Origin of the sequence: Pseudomonas protegens CHA0 (genome assembly GCF_000397205.1) — a bacterium.
In the GTDB taxonomy this organism is placed as follows: Bacteria; Pseudomonadota; Gammaproteobacteria; order Pseudomonadales; family Pseudomonadaceae; genus Aquipseudomonas; species Aquipseudomonas protegens.
On record NC_021237.1, the window covers coordinates 5,207,301 to 5,225,161 of the forward strand.

Sequence of the window (17,861 nt, forward strand, 5' to 3'; positions counted from 1 at the left end):
GTGAAGATACCCGGTCATCGACACCCGCCCCGGCCACTTGAGAGTGATCGTGTATCGGCCTGGTAAGCAGGCCGATACACCCCGGCCGGCCTCAGGCGCTCAAGCGCGCCGTGACCTCGCTCAACTGCCCCGACAGGCCGTGCAGATTGCGGCTCGCCGCCTCGGTGCGCTGCACGTTGTCCAGATTGGTACTGGCGATGGACGTGATCTCGGTGAGGTTGCGGGAAATGTCCTCGGCCACCGACGTCTGCTCCTCGGCGGCGGTCGCGATCTGCCGGTTCATGTCGCGAATCGCTTCCACCGCTTCGGTGATGCGCTCGAGCATGGCCCCGGCCTCGGTCACCTGCTGCACGCTCTGCTCGCTGCGGGACTGGCCGCTCTCGATGGCCTGGGCCGCATCCACGGCCCCGGTCTGCACGCTCTGGATGATCTGGTTGATCTCGGTGATCGAGGCCGCGGTGCGCTGCGCCAGGCTGCGCACTTCATCGGCGACCACGGCAAAACCGCGCCCGGCCTCACCGGCCCGGGCCGCTTCGATGGCCGCGTTGAGGGCCAGCAGGTTGGTCTGTTCGGCAATGCCCTGGATCACTTCCAGGACCTTGCCGATGCGCCCGCTGTCGGCCTCCAGCCGGCGGATCACGGTGGCGGTGTTGGCAATCTCGCCACGCATCTGGGTGATGCTGTGGATGGTCTGCTGCATCACCTGTTCGCCCTGCTGCGCCGACTGGTCGGCATCGTCTGCGGCACGAGCGGCGTCGGCGGCGTGGCGCGCCACTTCCTGGGCGGTGGCGGACATCTCGTTCATCGCCGTGGCCACCTGGTCCGTGCGGTTGAACTGCTCGTTGGTGCCCTGGGACATCAGGGTGGCGATGGAGTTGAGCTCGCCGCTGGAACTGTCCAGGTCCGAGGCACTGCGCTGCAAGCTGGCGAAGGTCTGGGCCAGGAAATCCCGCAGGGTGTTGGCGGCCATCGCCAGCTTGCCCAGTTCATCCTGACGCTCGCTGGCCACCCGCTGGGCCAGTTGGCCGCGGCTGAGCTGGGCGACATAGTCGATCAACTGACGGATCGGCTGCACCAGGCTGCGATTGACCAGCCACAGGCTGAGCAGGCCGATCAGCAAACCGGACGCCAGCATCACCAGAATACCCAGCCACACCGTGCGGTCGGCCGCTGCACTGATCTCGGCGGACTGCCGGTCGCCGTGCTGGCGCAGCTCGGTCACCAGTTCGCTCATCTGCTCGCTGGTGGCCCGGTCCACGCCCTTGACCGCGGCATCGCCGGCACTCGGATCGGCACCGCCGGCCACATAGGCATCGCGGCCCTTCTGGTAGGCCGAACCCAACTGCCGGTGCTCATCCGCCAGGCGCTGCACCCGGCTCTTGAGGGAGGCGTCCAGCCCGGGGGTCTGCACCAGCTGGCCGAGGATGCTCTGCACATCGCGCTGGCGGTCTTCGAACTGCTGCCAGTACTTGTTCAACTCCTGGGGCTGCTTGCCCCGCAACAATACGTTCTTCCACTCCTGCACCTGGCTCTTGAACTGCAGGTTGGCCTCGTCGATCAACTGCGAACTGCGCAGCGGACCTTCAATCAGCTCGCGGTAGCTCTGCACGCCACCGGACAGCAAATGAAAACTCGCCAGGGCGATCAACAACATCGCCAGCAGGCTACCGCTCAGCAGGGCAAGGATTTGCGCTCTCAGGGATTTTTGCAAAAACATCGAGGAGATCTCATGGCAGGGATAGAGCAGGCCCGATGAAGGCATGCGTAGTGCCGAACATCCCTGTAAGGCGCATTCGAGAGGGGTCGAATGAGTGCAGCGTAGGAGTGTGATCGGCCTGCGCAAGACAATCTTGAGTGCCGCCGACCATCGGTATGACGGGCTCCATCATGCACTTCAAAACGTCACAAAAATGTCAAAAAGCCTTGCCATGATGGGGCTCAAGTGAACCTGAGAAACCCGCGCCAGGCACTGTCCCTCCTGCGAGACTCCATGAACCACAGCATCGACCAGAGTCACCGTGATTCCGATCTGTTCGGCCTGCTCTACGGTTTCAGCTTTCGCCCCGGCGAACGGGGCCGCGAACTGGACTCGGCCAAGGCCCTGCAAGCCCTGCAACACCCCGAGGACAGCGAGGAGTTCCTCTGGCTGCACCTGAACCTGGCTCACGCCGCGTGCGAGCGCTGGATGAAGTCCCACCTGCAATTGCCCGACGAATTCTTCGAGGCCCTGCACGAAGGCTCGCGCTCGACCCGCATCGAACAGGTGGATTCGGCCCTGCTGGCGGTGGTCAACGACGTGGTGTTCAACTTCGGCAGCATGGTTTCCTCGGACATCTCCACCCTCTGGGTCTGCGCCCGCAGCCGCCTGATCGTCAGCGCCCGCCTGCAGCCGCTGCACTCGGTGGACAAGCTGCGCTCCTCGGTCAAGGCCGGAGAACGCTTTCGCTCGCCCCTGGAACTGCTGGTGCACCTGCTACGGGACCAGGGCGAAGTGCTGACCCAGATCGTGCGCCGGACCAGCCTCAGCGTGGATCAGATCGAGGACCAGTTGCTGGCAGCCCGGGTCTCCACCAACCGTGCCGAACTGGGGGCCATGCGCCGGGTGCTGGTGCGCCTGCAACGGCTGCTGGCCCTGGAGCCGGGCTCGCTGCTGCGCCTGCTCAACCGCCCGCCGCAATGGTTGCAAAAGGAAGACGTCAAGGAGCTGCGCAAGTCCACCGAAGAGTTCGCCCTGATCATCAACGACCTCACCGCCCTGGGGGAGCGGATCAAGCTGCTGCAGGAAGAAATCGCCGCCAACCTCAACGAACAGACCAACCGCACCCTGTTCACCCTGACGGTGGTCACGGTGCTGGCGTTGCCGATCAACATCATCGCCGGTTTCTTTGGCATGAACGTCGGTGGCATTCCGTTCTCCGGCGACCCGGAGGGCTTCTGGATCCTGGTAGCGCTGGTGGCCACTTTCACCGTGATCGCCGGGCGCTGGGCCTTTCGCAAACGCCAGGACTACTGACTCCACCTTGTAGGAGCCGGCTTGCCGGCGAAGGCGTCCGCCAAGGCAGGTGCTTGGCTTGAGGGCCTCTTCGCCGGCAAGCCGGCTCCTGCGGGATGGAGGGATGGAGGGATGGAGGGATGGTCGTGCGTGATCGATCTGATCAACGCAAGGGCTCAATTGCGTAAACCATGACCTGAGGCAGCCTCCCTGTAACATTCAGCAACGATCATGGGCAGCACTCCTTCTCGCCACAGGATTGTCCAGCAATGGCCACCCCGTCCCTGACTGCCGCTTCGTCCAACCTCGACAGCAAACCGCAACTGGATAAAAAGCCCGGCCCCTTCACCCTCGTCGCCTTCTTCGCGGTGCTGGCCATGGGCTTGCTGTTCACCGCCTACAGCCTGGTGCACGATATGCACGAGCTGGGCACCACGGTCACCACCTGGACCCCGTTCCTGCTCCTGGGCGTGGCGTTGCTGATCGCCCTGGGCTTCGAGTTCGTCAACGGTTTCCATGACACCGCCAACGCCGTGGCCACGGTGATCTACACCCACTCGCTGCCGCCGCAGTTCGCGGTGGTCTGGTCCGGCCTGTTCAACTTCCTCGGCGTACTGCTGTCCAGCGGCGCGGTGGCTTTCGGCATCATCGCCCTGCTGCCGGTGGAACTGATCCTGCAGGTGGGTTCCTCCGCCGGTTTCGCGATGATCTTCGCCCTGCTGATCGCCGCCATCCTATGGAACCTCGGCACCTGGTGGCTGGGCCTGCCGGCTTCGTCTTCCCACACCCTGATCGGCTCGATCATCGGTGTCGGCGTGGCCAATGCCCTGATGCATGGCCGCGACGGCACCAGCGGCGTGGACTGGGGCCAGGCCACCAAGGTCGGCTACGCCCTGCTGTTCTCGCCCCTGATCGGCTTCGTGTTCGCCGCCCTGCTGCTGTTGGCCCTGCGCCTGTTCGTCAAGAACCGTGCCCTGTACAAGGCCCCCAAGGGCGACGCACCGCCGCCCTGGTGGATTCGCGGGCTGCTGATCCTGACCTGCACCGGCGTGTCCTTCGCCCACGGTTCCAACGACGGCCAGAAAGGCATGGGCCTGATCATGCTGATCCTGGTGGGCACCCTGCCCATGGCCTACGCCTTGAACCGCACCATGCCCGCCGACCAGTCGCTGCAATTCGCCGCGGTGGCCGAAGTCACCCAGCAGGCCCTGGTGAAGAGTGCCCCGCAACCGGCGCCGGCCGATTCCCGCGCGGTGCTCTCGGAGTACATGCGCAGCAAGGAAGCGACACCGGAACTGATCCCCGCGCTGGCCGCCCTGACCGGCGCCATCGGCACTGAAGTGAAGGGCTACGGTTCGCTGGCCAAGGTGCCCGCCGAAGCCATGGGCAACGTGCGCAACGACATGTACCTGACCAGCGAGGCGATCCGCCTGATGGACAAGAATCAGGTAGGCCACTTCGACCAGGACACCCGGGACAAACTGCAACTGTTCAAGCAACAGATCGACAACGCCACGCGCTTCATTCCGCTGTGGGTGAAGATCGCCGTGGCCATCGCCCTTGGCCTGGGCACCATGGTGGGCTGGAAGCGCATCGTGGTCACCGTTGGCGAAAAGATCGGCAAGACCCACCTGACCTACGCCCAGGGCGCCTCGGCGGAAACCGTGGCGATGCTGACCATCGGCGCGGCGGACATGTTCGGCCTGCCGGTGTCCACCACCCATGTGCTGTCCTCGGGGGTGGCCGGGACCATGGTGGCCAATGGCGGCGGCTTGCAGATGCGCACCATCCGCAACCTGGCCATGGCCTGGGTGCTGACCCTGCCGGCGGCGATCCTGCTGTCCGGCAGCCTGTACTGGTTGTTCACTCAGCTGTTCTGAGGGGCTTGCCTCCCCCCTCTGTAGCCGCTGCCGAGCCTGCGAGGCTGCGAAAAGGCCCGCGGGGCCTTGCCTGGCGATCCCTCGCCAAACCTGCAGCAACCTCAGGCTCCCAGCGGCTACACGAGCAAGAGGGTCAGGAAGGGAACAACTTGCTCAGGCAACTGAGCTTTTTCTTGTAGGAACGCCGGGCCTCCAGCGCTTCTTCCAGGGTCACCGCGACAAAACGGGCCTTCTGGTTGGGCTGCATCTGGCCGATCAGGTCGAGGTCGGCGCTGATCACCGTGCCGATCATCGCGTAGCCACCACCGGACACCGCGTCCCGGTGCAGGACGATGGGTTCGAGCCCCGCCGGCACCTGGATCGAACCGATGGGATAGCAGCTGTCGACGATGTTCGACGGATCGGAACCGGCACCGAACGGCTGCTCCCGGGGCTGGAAGCTCAAGGCGCTGCCGCCCTTGAAGCGATAGCCGATGCGGTCCGCCTCCGAGCCCACGGTCCAGGGTTCGGCGAAGAAGCTGGCCTTGGCCGCCTCGCTCAAGCGCTCGTAGTACAGGCCCGGCACCACCCGCAGGGTGATTTCGCCCCCCAGGGACTGGCGCAGCGCCATGGGCAAGCTGGCACCGGGACGGCTTTTGCCGCTGGCGACGCCCACCGGCAGCTCATCACCCGCCACCAGGCGCCGGCCCTGGAAACCACCCAGGGTACCCAAGGCGTAAGTCGAGCGGCTGCCCAGCACCAGCGGCACATCGATGCCACCGGCCACCGCCAGATACGCCCGGGCCCCGGCCTTGGGAAAGTCGAAGCGCAGCACTTGCCCGGCCTTGACCGCAAAGGCGGTGTCCAGGTGCATGTCCACGCCATCGAGCTTGGGGGTCATGTGGGCACCGCAGACCGCCACCAGGGCATCGGTGCTGAATGCAAGCTCAGGGCCGAGCAAGGTGCACTCCAGCCCCGCTGCCCCCGCCGGGTTGCCCACCAGCTGGTTGGCGGCGCTCAGGGCGTACTGGTCCAGGGCCCCGGACGGCGGAATCCCCAGGTGATAGAAACCTTCGCGACCCAGGTCCTGTACCGATGTGGCCAGGCCCGGTTTGATGACCTTGATCATGCCAGCACCTCCTGCAGCGAAGTGGGATAGCCGACCGGGTCGGCGAGAAAGGCATCCAGGGAAAACTCCACCTCGCGGATGCGCAAGTCGAAACGCCCGGCCTCGACCTCGGCCACGGCAAGGTCATAGGCCTGGCGGTCAATGGGCTTGAACTGCACGATGTCCCCCGGACGGAAGAACACCATGTGCTGCTTGAGGTAGGCCAACTGTTGCTGCGGGTCGTAGATCGGCGCCGGGGTGACGCCGAACATCTGGTAGCCGCCGGCACCGCGCACCGAGTAGATGCAGCCGAAACAGCCGCCATGGCCCAGGGTCAGTTTTGGCGTATCGGTGCGTGGCCGCAGGTACTTGGGCACCTGCAGTTGCCGTTCACGTTCGACCATCTGGAACATGAACGGCAGGCCCGCCACAAAGCCCACCATGGAGACGAACCAGGGCGCGCCGCTGTGGGCGGCGATAAAGGCTTCGACATCCGCCAGGCCGTTGATCCGCGCCGCGTACTCAAGATCGGTGGCGCTGGGGTCCTGGTGCCGGTCGCGAAAACGCATCAGGGTTTCATGGGTCCAGGGGTCGTTGTAGAGCACCGGGATCTCGATGATCCGGGTATGCAGGCTGCGCTCGGCCACCGCGCAGGCCTCGGCCTGTTGCACCGCCTCCAACAGGGTGTGCGGGGCGATGCGGTCCGGGTCGAAGCGGATCTGGAACGAAGCATTGGCCAGGCACACATCCAGCACGCCATCCAATTCCAGGCGCTCCACCGCGCGGGTCACCGCCATGCCCTTGAAGAAAGCTTCCAGGGACATGCTGTCGCTGACTTCGGCGAACAGGTGCTCGTCGGCACCAAAGCTGTAGCGGATAGGCAGGTTCATGCGACACCTCCGGCGCGGCGTTCGGCCAGCCAGGTTTCCAGGGTTCCGGTGTGAAAGTCGGCCTGCTCCAGCCAGGGTTCGGCCAGCAGTTCACGGTGCAGCGACAAGGTGCTGGCCATGCCGGTCAGGGTGGTGTGTTCCACGGCCAGCCGCGCCCGGGCCAGGGCTTCGCCACGGTCACGGCCATGGACGATCAGCTTGGCCAGCAGCGAGTCGTAGTAAGGCGGCACAGCATAGCCCGGGTACAGGTGGCTATCGACTCGCACCCCGGCGCCTTGCGGCCAGATCAACTGCTCGACCTTGCCCGGGCTGGGGAAGAAATCCCGCGCCGGATCTTCGGCGTTCAGGCGCATCTGCAAGGCCGCGCCGTTAAGCCGGATATCACTCTGGCGCAAACCCAGGGGCTCGCCCCCGGCAATACGCAGCATGGCCTGGACCAGATCGATGCCGGTGATCAGCTCGCTGATGGGGTGCTCCACCTGGATCCGCGTGTTCATCTCGATAAAGAAGAACTCGCCGGTGCTGTCGTCGTAGAGGTATTCCAGAGTGCCCGCGCCCTGGTAGCCCAAGGCTTGGGTGAGGCGCACGGCGCTGCTGCACAACTGCTCACGCTGCTCGGCACTGAGTACCGGCGACGGCGCTTCCTCGAAGATCTTCTGCCGCCGCCGTTGCAGCGAACACTCGCGTTCGAACAGGTGCACCGCGTGTTTGCCATCGCCCAACACCTGGACTTCGATGTGCCGCGCACGGCCAATGAAACGCTCCAGGTACACTGCGCCGTTGCCGAAAGCCGTCTGGGCTTCGCGTTGCGCCCGAGGGAATTCCTCGGCCAATTGCGCCGCGTCCCGGGCCAGGCGAATCCCGCGCCCGCCACCGCCGGCACTGGCCTTGATCAATAGCGGAAAGCCCACGACTTCAGCGGCCGCCAGCGCACTGTCCAGGTCGAAGAGTTCTCCTGGGGAGCCCGGTACCACCGGCACTCCCGCCGCCTGCGCGGTGCGCCGGGCTTCGGCCTTGTCACCCATGCGGCGGATGGTTTCGGCACTGGGACCGACGAAGATCGCCCCGGCCTCGACCACCGCCTCGGCGAAGTCGGCATTCTCGGAAAGAAAGCCATAGCCCGGATGTACCGCGTTGGCACCGCTGGCCTGCAAGGCACCGAGCAGGGCCTGGACATTCAGGTAGCTCTTGTCGGCCCGCGCCGGGCCGATGATCTGCACTTCATCGGCCATACGTGCGGCCATGGAATCGGCATCCGCCTCACTGCAGGCGGCAACGGTGGGAATCCCCAGGGCCTTGGCCGCGCGAATGATGCGCACGGCAATCTCGCCACGGTTGGCCACCAGCAATTTGTTGATTGATCCAGTCATGCCCCGGCCCTCACTGTTCGAGCGTCGCGACGACCTGACCCGGTTCCACCGGATCACCGTCTTCCACCAGAAAGGCGCTGACTTGACCCGCGCTCCCGGCGGTCAGTTCGGAAAACTGCTTCATGACTTCGATCAGGCCGATCACGGTATCGGCGCTGACGCTGTCGCCGACCTCGACGAAAGGCGCCGACTCCGGGGTGGCCTTGCGATAAAAGGTGCCCGGCAAGGGGGTGATAACACTGTATTCGGCCATGTCTGTTCCTTTTGGAATAGTTGTAGAAAGGCAGGCAAAAAAAACAAAACCAGATGAACCCCGCGTCTGTGCGCGGTGCTTCGTGTCGATGCGCCTCAACGCGGTGCGCGGACCTCGATACCGGCCTGATCCAGCGCCGTTCGGGTGGCCTGCACCAGGTCCAGGGCGCCGGGGGTGTCGCTGTGCAGGCAGATGGAATCGAACTCGAGGAACAGCTCCTCGCCTTCGACGGTGCGTACCAGGCCGGTCTGGCAGGCGCGCAGCACCTTGGCCGCCACGGCTGCCGGGTCCAGGGCGCGGACGTTGCGGGTAAACACGATGGAGCCGCTGAGGTCGTAGTCGCGGTCGGCGTAGAACTCGCGGATCACCGGCTGCCCCAGCTCCTGGGCCACACGCCAGATCACCGAATTGGGCATGCAATACAGCAGCAACTCGGGCTCCAGCCGGCGCAGGTTTTGCACCAGCAGCCGCGCCGCTTCCTCGTCCCGGGCCAGGTGCATGTAGAGCGCACCATGCGGCTTGATGTGCTGCAGCTTCACGCCTTGTACCCGGGCCATTTCCCGCAGGGCGCCAAGCTGATAGAGCATGTCGTCCACCAGCTCCTGGGCCGGGGCATTGATGTGCCGGCGGCCGAAACCCACCAGGTCGCGAAACCCCGGATGGGCGCCGATGGCCACCCCCAGGCGCTTGGCCTGTTCGATGGTGCGGCGCATGGTGCCGGGGTCGCCGGCGTGAAAGCCGGTGGCGATATTGGCCGAGCTGATAAAGCCCATCAGCTCGTTGTCGACGCCATCGCCGATGGTCCACGGGCCGAAGCTCTCGCCCATGTCCGAATTGAAATCCACTGCCTGCATCACTGTTGCTCCAACTCTCGTGACTTCGTGCGACGAAAATTAGAGCGCCCTTGACCCCTTGGGAAGATCTATTATCAGATAGAGCTTGTTCTGAAAAACAGATAAAGCTAACAGGCAGCGTGATGCGTGACGGCGCAGGCGCTTGCACGATCGCTTTCGCCGGCAAGCCGGCTCCTGCAGCGTTAGAGGGGAATGGGCCGTGTCGTTGACCTTGCGCCAGGTGCGCTATTTCGTTGCTACCGCCGAGATCGGGCAGATTTCCCAGGCGGCGCTGCACTTGAATATTTCCCAGTCGGCGGTGACCACGGCGATCAAGGAGCTGGAGGCGATGCTCGCCGTGCAGCTGTTCGTGCGCTCGGCCCAGGGCATGAACCTGACCGATGCCGGGCGGCATTTTCTCAACCGCGCCTACGTGATCCTGCGCAGCGTCGAAGATGCCCTGAACAGCCCGTTGCCGGACTATCGGGCCAGCGGCGTATTGCACCTGGCGGCCAGCTACACAGTGATCGGCTACTTCCTGCCGCACCACCTGCAGCGCCTGCAGCACTGGCACCCGGACGTCACCATCGAGCTCCATGAACAGGAACGCCAGGCCATCGAGCAAGGCTTGCTGGAAGGCCGCTTCGACATGGCAGTGGTACTCACCGCCAACCTGACGCACCCGGACATCGTCTCGCAGACCCTGTTCAACTCCGAGCGCCGGCTGTGGCTGCCGGCCCATCATCCGCTGTGCGAGCGCAGCAGCATCAGCCTGGCGGACGTGGCCGAGGAGCCGTTCATCCTGCTCACCGTCGACGAAGCCGAGCAAAGCGCCATGCGTTATTGGGAACAGGCCGGCCAGCAGCCACGGGTGCGCGTGCGCACCAGCTCGGTGGAAGCGGTGCGCAGCATGGTGGCCAACGGCAGCGGCGTGGCGATCCTCTCGGATCTGGTGCACCGGCCCTGGTCACTGGAAGGCAAGCGTATCGAGACCCTGAGCCTGAGCGATGCGGTCACGCCCATGAGCGTGGGGCTGGCCTGGCACCGCGAGCGTACCTTCACGCCGGCCATGCAGGCCCTGCGCGATTATTTCCACGATGCCTTCCTGGCGCCCCAGCAACTCAGCGCCCGGCGCTGAGCGTGTGGCCCTGTCACCTGCTGAGCCGTTCGCAACCTGCGCCAGCGGCTACAGGGTGATTCAGGGGCAGGTCCAGCGTTGCGCGGCGGCGGCGACCTGCCCGGCCAACTGGGCGATGGCCTGTTGATGGGCCTGGACCAGGCTGTTCAGTTCCACCCCCGCCGGCTGGCGGATCTGGCTGCTGCAGGTCAGGCTGCGGGCCGGGCCGCCCTCACCCCGCTGGCGCAGGCTCCAGACCACATCGATCAGTGCATAGCGCCCGGGCAGGGACTCGAAGCGCCGCACATCGGTCTGCAACGACAGCACCGGGCGCCCGGGTTGCTTGGGCAGGCCTTCAAGGTTGCGGGTACCCAGCTTCTGCTCCATCTGGCTGGCCAGGGCGTCGTGGAACTCATCCACCAGCGGCGCGCTCCAGCGCTGGGTTTCGAGGATCGCCAGGGTGCCGCTGTCCTGGCGCACCACCAGTTGCGGCTGGTCCACCTGGACCGGAATCCGCACCGTGGACATTTCGAACTGCGGGCCCCCGGTGCGGGCCGCGCTGCTGCCTTCGGCCACCGGTGGCAGCAGGGTGTAGTAATGGGTGGGCGCGGAGCTGCAGGCGGCAAGTCCCAGGGTCAGGCAGAGCAACAGGGCACGGGTTTTCATGGCTGGGCTTCCGGTACGGATTCGCGAACAGAGGAGGATGGCGACTGGTAGGCATCCGGTTGATTGTCTTTGAGGCGCCCGCGGATCAGCGCTTCAGGATGACGCCCGAGGAAATCGCTGAGCACCCGCACCGAACGCGCGGTGCGCTGCACTTCCTCCATGGCCTGGCCGAGTTTCTGCCGCTGCGGCGAGTCTTCGGAGAAACTCTCGTTGGCGCTGGCCAGGGTCTTCTTGGATTGCTCCAGGGTGTCGCGCATCTGTGGCAGCACTTCGCCGTTGACCTGTTTGAGGGTCTTCTGCATCTCCGCCAGGCTGCCATTGAGGTTGGCGGCAATGGAATCGATCGGCAGCTTGCTGATCTTGTCCACCACGGCCTGCAACTGCTCCTGCAACTTGTCCATGCTGCCAGGCACAGTGGGAATCTCCAGGGGCCGTGCGGTAGCGTCATAGGCCACCGGCTTGGCGTTGGTGACAAAGTCCAGGGAGATGTACAGCTGGCCGGTCAGCAGGTTGCCGCTGCGGGGCTGGGCGCGCAGGCCGTTCTTGACGAAGGCGCCGATCAGTTTCGCCGAGCGGGCGTCGTCTTCGCCGCCGGTCTGCTTCACCAGCTTTTCGTGGGCCTTGCCCAGCCGCTCGGGGTAGATCACCGCGCCGACCAGGGTCGGGAAATACTTGCGCTGCTCGTCGTAGTCCAGGTCCATGGACACCACCTTGCCGATGTTCACCCCGAGGAACTCCACCGGGGCATTCACCGACAGGCCGCGCAAGGCCTGGTCGAAGCGCATGCGAATGTAATAGGGCGCGCCGTCGGGCGGCGCCAGGGCGGTGTCCTGGTCGCCGAACAGGGTGTACTCGGCGTTCTCGTCAGCCGGCTTGGCGTTGGGGCTGTACTTGGGTTCGACGAAGGCAATGCCGCCGGCGAGGATCGACGACACCGACTCGGTGTTGACCTTCAAACCGTTGGCGCCGAGGGTCACGTCGACGCCGCTGGCGTTCCAGAAACGGGTGTCGGTGGTGACGTACTTATCGTTGGGCGAGTTGACGAAGATCTTCACGTCCACGCCCTTGCCGCTGTTGGCCAACTGGTAGGACACCACCTGCCCCACCTCGATGCGCCGGTAATAAACCGGCGAGCCGATGTCCAGCGAGCCCAGGTCATCGGTGTGCAGGGTAAAGCGCTTGCCTTTCTGCCCATAGGTGATGGGCGGCGGGGTTTCCAGGCCCTTGAAGCTGTCCTTGCGTTTTTCCGACTTGCCGGCATCGGCGCCGATAAAGGCCCCGGAAAGCAGGGTGTCGACCCCGGAAATGCCATTGGCGCCGATTCGCGGGCGCACCACCCAGAACAGCGAATCGTCGGCGGTGAAGGGTTCGGCGGACTGGTCCAGCTCGACCTTGGCCACCACCTTCTTGCGGTCGTCGCTCAGGGCGATGGAGGTCACCTTGCCGATCACCACGTTCTTGTACTTGACCTGGGTCTTGTTGGCTTCCAGGCCTTCGGCGGTCTGGAAGCTGATGCTGATTTCCGGCCCCGCCGAGAGTGAGTTGTGCACCACCATCGACAGCCCCACCAGGGCCGCGACAATCGGCACCAGCCACACCAGCGAGACATTGAAACGCCGCGTGCGCAGCGCCGGAGCGCCAGGAACGGGCGGGGGATTTGCTGCGTTGGAACCTGGATGATCAGACATCTTCAACCTCTGCGTCCCAGATAAGCCGGGGATCGAAACTCATGGCCGCCAACATCGTCAGCACCACCACCAAACCAAAAAACAGAATACCCATGCGCGGGTCGATCGAACTCAGGGCGCGAAACTGCACCAGGGCCGCCACCAGGGCCACCACCAGCACGTCGAGCATCGACCAGTAGCCGATCAGCTCGATGAAACGATAGAGCTTGGCCCGCTCGCGCTGGGCCCAGAGGCTGCGGCGCTGGCAGGTCACCAGCAGGGTGCCGAGGACAAAGAACTTGCTGCAGGGCACCACCACGCTGGCGATGAAGATCAGCAGGGCGATGTCCCAGGAACCGTGTTTCCAGAACTCCACCACGCCACTCATGATGGTGTTTTCACTGGCGCTGCCAAAGATGCTGGTGTGCATCACCGGCAGCAGGTTGGCCGGAATGTAGAAGATCAGGCTGGCCAGGAGAAAGGCCCAGGTGCGCGCCAGGCTGTTGGGCTTGCGCGCATGCACCGGCGAATCGCAGCGCGGGCATTGATGCTCGGACGCCTGGCAGACCTGGCCGCAGGTGTGGCACAGCATCAATTGGTGGTCCCGGGCGTAGGGTGGAGCGCTCATCAGTAGCGGCCCTCCAGGTCATCCCAGAGGTAGCGGATGTCCTTGCCGGAAATCAGGATGATCAGCACCGTGAGCATCGCCAGGGCCCACAGCCCCAGCCCCGGGTGCACATCGAGCATCCCCGCCAGCTTGACGATGGCCACCAGGATCCCCAGCAGGCACACCTCCAGCATGCTCCAGGGCCGCAGGTGCTCCAGAGCGCGCATGCTGGCCTTGAAGCCGGGCGCGGCGCGCCCCACATTGGCAAACCCCAGCACCCAGCACAGCAGGATGATCTGCAGGCAGGGCGCAAGAATGATGGTCAGGCCGGTGATCGCGGCAATCAGGCTGATGCGGCCCTGGGCCAGGGCCTCCACCGATTGCCAGAGGGTCGCCTCGTTGCTCAGGCCTTCGAGGCTGATCTTGATCACCGGAAACAGATTGGCGAAGACGAACAACAACCCGGCGGTGATCGACAGGGCCAACAGCTGCTGCACACTCAGCCAACGGGCACGGGCCAGTACCGCGCCACAGCGCGAGCACTGGGCCGTCTGGCCTTTGCCGAGCGGCACGGACTCGTACAACGAATCGCAGTGTTCGCAGATGATCCAGTTGCGGGAAATAGTCATGGCCTTCAGATAGTCAGGAGGACAGCAGGTTCACTGAACGGAACCCGAAGCCGGGTATTTTCTGCAAAAGTAGAGGATGGTGTCTAGTTTTCTCTAGGACTGCACCCCACGCTCTACGCCATAATAGGCGCCCCCGGACATTTCGCTGACCATGACCGAATCCATTCCCTCCCCCGCCGCTCCCCACCGAGCCCCCAAACAGTCCCGTGGCCATGAACGGGTGATGGCGATCCTCGACGCTTGTGCCCGGCTACTGCCCAGCCAGGGGGCGGCGAACCTGACCATGCACGGCATCGCCCGGCTGGCCGGTACTTCCATCGGTTCGCTCTATCATTTTTTCAGTGACAAGCAGCAAGTGCTCGAAGCCCTGGGCCAGCGCCACATCGAAGCCCTGAGCACCATCACCAGCGACCTGCTGGCGGTTGCTCCGCAGGTCTGGACGGGGTCCAGTGGCCGGCAAGTGATAGAGCGCATGGTGCTGCCGATCCTCGAATACCTGGAGCAGCACCCCGACCTGCTGCTGATGATCAACCCGGGGTTTGCCATGGGCCAGTTGCAGGCCCTGGACCTGCGCCTGCAGATCAAGAGCGTCTATCGCCAGGTCCTGGCGCTGCGCCTTCCCCAGGCCAGTGACGCCGAGCGCGAGGCCTACGCCATGGCCATGCTCGGCCTGCCCATCGGCCTGTTCCACCTGGCCCTGGAACACCCCGAGTTCAAGAGCCAGCTGCTGCTCGAAGAAGTGCCGCGGGCGCTGGAAGCCTATCTGGCTGCCATCGAAGGGCGGCACCCGGCGCCCTGAAACCGGCTCAGTGAGCCAGGCGCTGTTGCAGCCACTTGTCCCGCAGCACGTCGTAGACCCAGTGATAGACATAGGTGTACGGCAGGAAAAACAGCAGCACGCCGATGTCCAGGATGAACGCCTGCAGCAGGCTGATATTCAGCCACCAGGCAATCATCGGTACGCCCACTGCCACCAGCCCGCCTTCGAACATCAACGCATGCAGGACCCGGGTCCAGCCGTTGTGGACCCACTGCAAGCGCTTGAGCAACCGGTCGAACAGGCCGTTGAACACCACGTTCCAGGCCAGGGCCAACAGGCCGATGCCGATGGTCACCAGGCCCATGTCGGCCATGGGCTTGTCCATGATCCAGGACAGCAGCGGGGTGCAGATCAGCACCGCCAGCAGTTCAAAACCTACCGCCTGGAAGATGCGTTCGTTAAGGGATTTCTGAAGGCTCATGGCCGGCTCCTTGAATGAATGTGTTGCCGATCTTCCAGGACAAGGCCGATACTTCATAATCAATAACCATCGAGCAGGGCGATAGTTCATGGCCTCACATGAAGTGCTCCTGGCGTTTGTCCAGGCAGCCACCCAAGGTTCCTTTTCCGCTGCCGCGCGCAAGCTGGGCAAGAGCCAGTCCACCATCAGCGCGGCGGTGGCCAGCCTGGAGATCGACCTCGACGTGCAGCTTTTCGACCGTTCCAGCCGCAAGCCCGGCCTGACCCCGGCCGGGCATGTGCTGCTGCAGCGTGCCGAAGCAATCCTGGCTGCCACCAGCCGCCTGGAAATGGCCGCCAGCCAGCTGTCCCAGGGCATTGAGGCGAAACTCACGGTGGCGCTGTCGGACACCTACCAGTCGGATCGCTTCGAAAGCAGCCTGAGCGCCTTCGAGCAGCGTTACCCGGACCTCGAGCTGGAATGCCTGATTGCCGAGTGCGAAGACCTGATCGCCCTGGTGCAGAGCGGCCGGGCGCAGATCGCCTTTGCCGAGATGCAGGCCGACTACCCGGCGGACCTGGAGCACAAGACCATGCAAGAGCGCAGTGAGATTTCCCTCTACGTGGCCTGCAAGCATCCCTTGGCGCAGCAGGCCCGGGTCGATGAGGAAAGCCTGCGCCAGCACCGTGAATTGCGTCTGGCCACCGTGCTCAACCCCTACGACAGCCGCTGCCAGGGCCGGGTCTGGTCGGCCCCCAGCTACCTGATGCTGCTGGAGATGGCCCAGGGCGGCTTTGGCTGGGCACCCCTGCCGCGCTGGCTGGTGGAAGGTTTTGGCGCGGGCAAGTTGCAGGAGCTGAACGTGCGTGGCTGGCCGCGCACCGTGGCGGTGGACGCGCTCTGGTCGCGCCTGCACCCGCCAGGGCCGGCGGGCAGCTGGTTGCTGGCGCAGATGCTGCAATGACCGCGCTCGTCAGCGCCGCCCGCTAGCCGATTGGCCGCAGGGTGCGCAAGTAGTCATGCAGCGTGCGCAAGGTCGCCGACTCCAGCGCCTGCACGGCGTAGCACAAGCCGATCCGCCGGCTGGGCGCCGGCAGGTGCAAGGCCCGGCTTTCTACCCCCTCGCGGCCCTGCACCAGCGACAGCGGCAGCATCGCCACCCCCAGGCCCGCCGCCACCATGTTCAGCGCCTGTTTCAAGCTCCCGGCATGCCCGGCCTGGGCTTGCACAGCACCGCCATAGAGCGCCATCAGGCGCTGGTGCGAGGCGTGTTCCGGGCAAGTGACCCAGTCCTCCACCCGGGGCTGGGGCTGCTCTTGCTCCAGCAGCCTGTGCCCCACCGGCACCGCCAGCACATAAGGCTCCTCCCATAACGGCAGGAACAATTCGTCCTCGCAGCACAGCTCTTCCACCGCCAGGCGCGCGTCGCCGACACAGCCTTCCTGCAAGGTCAGCAACAGGTTGGGCAACGCCTGCTGGGCCATTCGTACGAAAGCGGAGACCTGGCTGTCGGCAATATCACCTTCTACTCCCAGCTCCAGCGCCAAACGGCTTTCGTCCTGGCGAAACAGACGGCTCAAGCTCTCGGCCTCGGCCACCATGCGCCGGGCCTGGGGATACAGCACCCGCGCCTGCTCGCTGACTTCAACACCCCGTGGCTGGCGCAGGAACAACTGCGCCCCCAACTCGTCCTCAAGCTGTTTGATGGTCACCGACAAGGTCGGCTGGCTGATGCACAAGCGCTGGGCGGCAGCGGTGATGTTGCGCTCCTCGAACACCGCAAGGAAGGCTTTGAGATGGCGGATATCCATAGGAAATACCGATGACAGACAGAGGAATAAGGCATTTTTCAGCCTCAAGAGGGCTAAATATACTGCCCGCCCCGTAAAGCCATGCATTTTTCTTATTCCTGGAGTCCTCCCATGAGCAAGCCTCTCGTCATCATCACCGGCGCCAGTTCGGGCATCGGCGAGGCCACCGCCCGCCTGCTGTCGGCGGCCGGCCATCCCCTCCTGCTGCTGGCCCGGCGCGTCGAGCGCCTGCACGCCCTGGAACTGCCCGACAGCCTGAGCCGCGCGGTGGACATCACCGACCGCGCCGCACTGCTGGCCGCCGTGGAGGAGGCCGAAGCGCGGTTCGGCCCGGCGGACGCCCTGATCAACAACGCCGGGGTCATGCTCCTGGGGGAAATCAGCCGGCAGGACCCGCAGCAGTGGGAGCGCATGCTCGACGTCAACGTCAAGGGGCTGCTCAATGGCGTGCACGCCGTGGTGTCCGGGATGATCGAGCGCCGCCAGGGCACCCTGATCAACGTCAGTTCGGTGGCCGGGCGCAAGACCTTTGCCAACCACGTGGCCTATGTCGGCACCAAGTTCGCGGTCCACGGGCTCTCGGAAAACCTGCGCGAAGAGCTGGCGCCGCACAATGTGCGGGTCATCACCATCGCCCCCGGTGCGGTAGAAACCGAACTGCTGAGCCACACCACCGACGAGGCCATCAAGGCCGGTTACCAGGCCTGGAAACAGGACATGGGCGGTACGGTGCTGAGTGCAGACGACGTGGCCGGGGCCATTGCCTTTGCCTACCAGCAGCCGCAGCAAGTGTGTATCCGCGAGATCGTCCTGGCGGCGACCCGGCAGCAGGCTTGAGC

General features: G+C 64.8%; 18 protein-coding genes and 1 pseudogene. 6 read left to right on the top strand and 13 right to left on the bottom strand.

The window, feature by feature from the left end:
• Positions 1–91: 91 nt before the first annotated feature.
• Complete coding sequence (locus PFLCHA0_RS32405) at positions 92–970, bottom strand: methyl-accepting chemotaxis protein (protein ID WP_370059444.1); 879 nt, start codon at positions 968–970, stop codon at positions 92–94.
• 54 nt (positions 971–1,024) lie between these two features.
• Positions 1,025–1,762 (bottom strand): annotated as a pseudogene (locus PFLCHA0_RS32410) (methyl-accepting chemotaxis protein); the annotation flags it as partial.
• Positions 1,763–1,990: 228 nt separating this feature from the next.
• Here PFLCHA0_RS32410 and PFLCHA0_RS23070 point away from each other — a divergent pair.
• Together PFLCHA0_RS23070 and PFLCHA0_RS23075 are read left to right on the top strand one after the other, a co-directional pair.
• Complete coding sequence (locus tag PFLCHA0_RS23070) at positions 1,991–3,013, top strand: transporter (protein WP_011062801.1); 1,023 nt, start codon at positions 1,991–1,993, stop codon at positions 3,011–3,013.
• A gap of 248 nt (positions 3,014–3,261) precedes the next feature.
• Positions 3,262–4,872, top strand: coding sequence for an inorganic phosphate transporter (locus tag PFLCHA0_RS23075; RefSeq protein WP_015636700.1), 1,611 nt, complete (start codon positions 3,262–3,264; stop codon positions 4,870–4,872).
• Between the two features lie 133 nt (positions 4,873–5,005).
• Here the strand turns inward: PFLCHA0_RS23075 and PFLCHA0_RS23080 are convergent, their stop codons facing one another.
• The 5 genes from PFLCHA0_RS23080 to PFLCHA0_RS23100 form a co-directional block, all read right to left on the bottom strand.
• Positions 5,006–5,980, bottom strand: coding sequence for a 5-oxoprolinase subunit C family protein (locus PFLCHA0_RS23080; protein WP_015636701.1), 975 nt, complete (start codon positions 5,978–5,980; stop codon positions 5,006–5,008).
• Entirely contained in the window at positions 5,977–6,849 is an 873-nt protein-coding gene (locus PFLCHA0_RS23085; protein WP_015636702.1) for a 5-oxoprolinase subunit B family protein, read from the bottom strand. The genes PFLCHA0_RS23080 and PFLCHA0_RS23085 overlap by 4 nt, the downstream gene beginning before the upstream one ends.
• Complete coding sequence (locus tag PFLCHA0_RS23090; protein WP_015636703.1) at positions 6,846–8,219, bottom strand: acetyl-CoA carboxylase biotin carboxylase subunit; 1,374 nt, start codon at positions 8,217–8,219, stop codon at positions 6,846–6,848. Before PFLCHA0_RS23090 ends, PFLCHA0_RS23085 begins: the two co-directional genes overlap by 4 nt.
• 10 nt (positions 8,220–8,229) lie before the next feature.
• Positions 8,230–8,472: an acetyl-CoA carboxylase gene (locus PFLCHA0_RS23095; RefSeq protein ID WP_011062806.1), complete on the bottom strand. Its 243-nt coding sequence runs from the start codon at positions 8,470–8,472 to the stop codon at positions 8,230–8,232.
• A 95-nt stretch (positions 8,473–8,567) separates the two neighbouring features.
• Positions 8,568–9,326: a 5-oxoprolinase subunit PxpA gene (locus PFLCHA0_RS23100; protein WP_015636704.1), complete on the bottom strand. Its 759-nt coding sequence runs from the start codon at positions 9,324–9,326 to the stop codon at positions 8,568–8,570.
• Between the two features lie 199 nt (positions 9,327–9,525).
• Here PFLCHA0_RS23100 and PFLCHA0_RS23105 point away from each other — a divergent pair, with 199 nt between their 5' ends.
• A complete protein-coding gene (locus tag PFLCHA0_RS23105; RefSeq protein WP_011062808.1) occupies positions 9,526–10,443 on the top strand; it encodes a LysR family transcriptional regulator in 918 nt (305 codons plus the stop codon).
• A 60-nt stretch (positions 10,444–10,503) separates the two neighbouring features.
• Here the strand turns inward: PFLCHA0_RS23105 and PFLCHA0_RS23110 are convergent, their stop codons facing one another.
• Genes PFLCHA0_RS23110 through PFLCHA0_RS23125 form a run of 4 tightly spaced genes read right to left on the bottom strand, consistent with a single transcriptional unit; the run spans position 10,504 to position 13,991 of the window.
• On the bottom strand, positions 10,504–11,088 hold the full coding sequence (locus PFLCHA0_RS23110; RefSeq protein ID WP_011062809.1) for a PqiC family protein: 585 nt from the start codon (positions 11,086–11,088) through the stop codon (positions 10,504–10,506).
• Complete coding sequence (locus tag PFLCHA0_RS23115) at positions 11,085–12,776, bottom strand: PqiB family protein (RefSeq protein ID WP_015636705.1); 1,692 nt, start codon at positions 12,774–12,776, stop codon at positions 11,085–11,087. The genes PFLCHA0_RS23110 and PFLCHA0_RS23115 overlap by 4 nt, the downstream gene beginning before the upstream one ends.
• Complete coding sequence (locus PFLCHA0_RS23120) at positions 12,769–13,383, bottom strand: paraquat-inducible protein A (protein ID WP_015636706.1); 615 nt, start codon at positions 13,381–13,383, stop codon at positions 12,769–12,771. The genes PFLCHA0_RS23115 and PFLCHA0_RS23120 overlap by 8 nt, the downstream gene beginning before the upstream one ends.
• A complete protein-coding gene (locus tag PFLCHA0_RS23125; RefSeq protein ID WP_015636707.1) occupies positions 13,383–13,991 on the bottom strand; it encodes a paraquat-inducible protein A in 609 nt (202 codons plus the stop codon). The genes PFLCHA0_RS23120 and PFLCHA0_RS23125 overlap by 1 nt, the downstream gene beginning before the upstream one ends.
• A gap of 151 nt (positions 13,992–14,142) precedes the next feature.
• On the opposite strand from PFLCHA0_RS23125, the gene PFLCHA0_RS23130 reads away from it, so the two are divergent.
• Positions 14,143–14,790: a TetR/AcrR family transcriptional regulator gene (locus tag PFLCHA0_RS23130; RefSeq protein WP_015636708.1), complete on the top strand. Its 648-nt coding sequence runs from the start codon at positions 14,143–14,145 to the stop codon at positions 14,788–14,790.
• A gap of 7 nt (positions 14,791–14,797) precedes the next feature.
• On the opposite strand, the gene PFLCHA0_RS23135 is transcribed toward PFLCHA0_RS23130, so the two are convergent.
• On the bottom strand, positions 14,798–15,232 hold the full coding sequence (locus PFLCHA0_RS23135) for a multidrug/biocide efflux PACE transporter (protein WP_011062813.1): 435 nt from the start codon (positions 15,230–15,232) through the stop codon (positions 14,798–14,800).
• A gap of 88 nt (positions 15,233–15,320) precedes the next feature.
• On the opposite strand from PFLCHA0_RS23135, the gene PFLCHA0_RS23140 reads away from it, so the two are divergent.
• Positions 15,321–16,175, top strand: a complete 855-nt coding sequence (locus PFLCHA0_RS23140) for a LysR family transcriptional regulator (RefSeq protein WP_015636709.1) — start codon at positions 15,321–15,323, stop codon at positions 16,173–16,175.
• A gap of 22 nt (positions 16,176–16,197) precedes the next feature.
• Here PFLCHA0_RS23140 and PFLCHA0_RS23145 read toward each other — a convergent pair whose 3' ends face one another.
• Positions 16,198–17,022: a LysR family transcriptional regulator gene (locus PFLCHA0_RS23145; RefSeq protein WP_041752501.1), complete on the bottom strand. Its 825-nt coding sequence runs from the start codon at positions 17,020–17,022 to the stop codon at positions 16,198–16,200.
• A gap of 111 nt (positions 17,023–17,133) precedes the next feature.
• On the opposite strand from PFLCHA0_RS23145, the gene PFLCHA0_RS23150 reads away from it, so the two are divergent.
• Positions 17,134–17,859: an SDR family oxidoreductase gene (locus tag PFLCHA0_RS23150; protein ID WP_015636711.1), complete on the top strand. Its 726-nt coding sequence runs from the start codon at positions 17,134–17,136 to the stop codon at positions 17,857–17,859.
• Positions 17,860–17,861 lie beyond the last annotated feature (2 nt).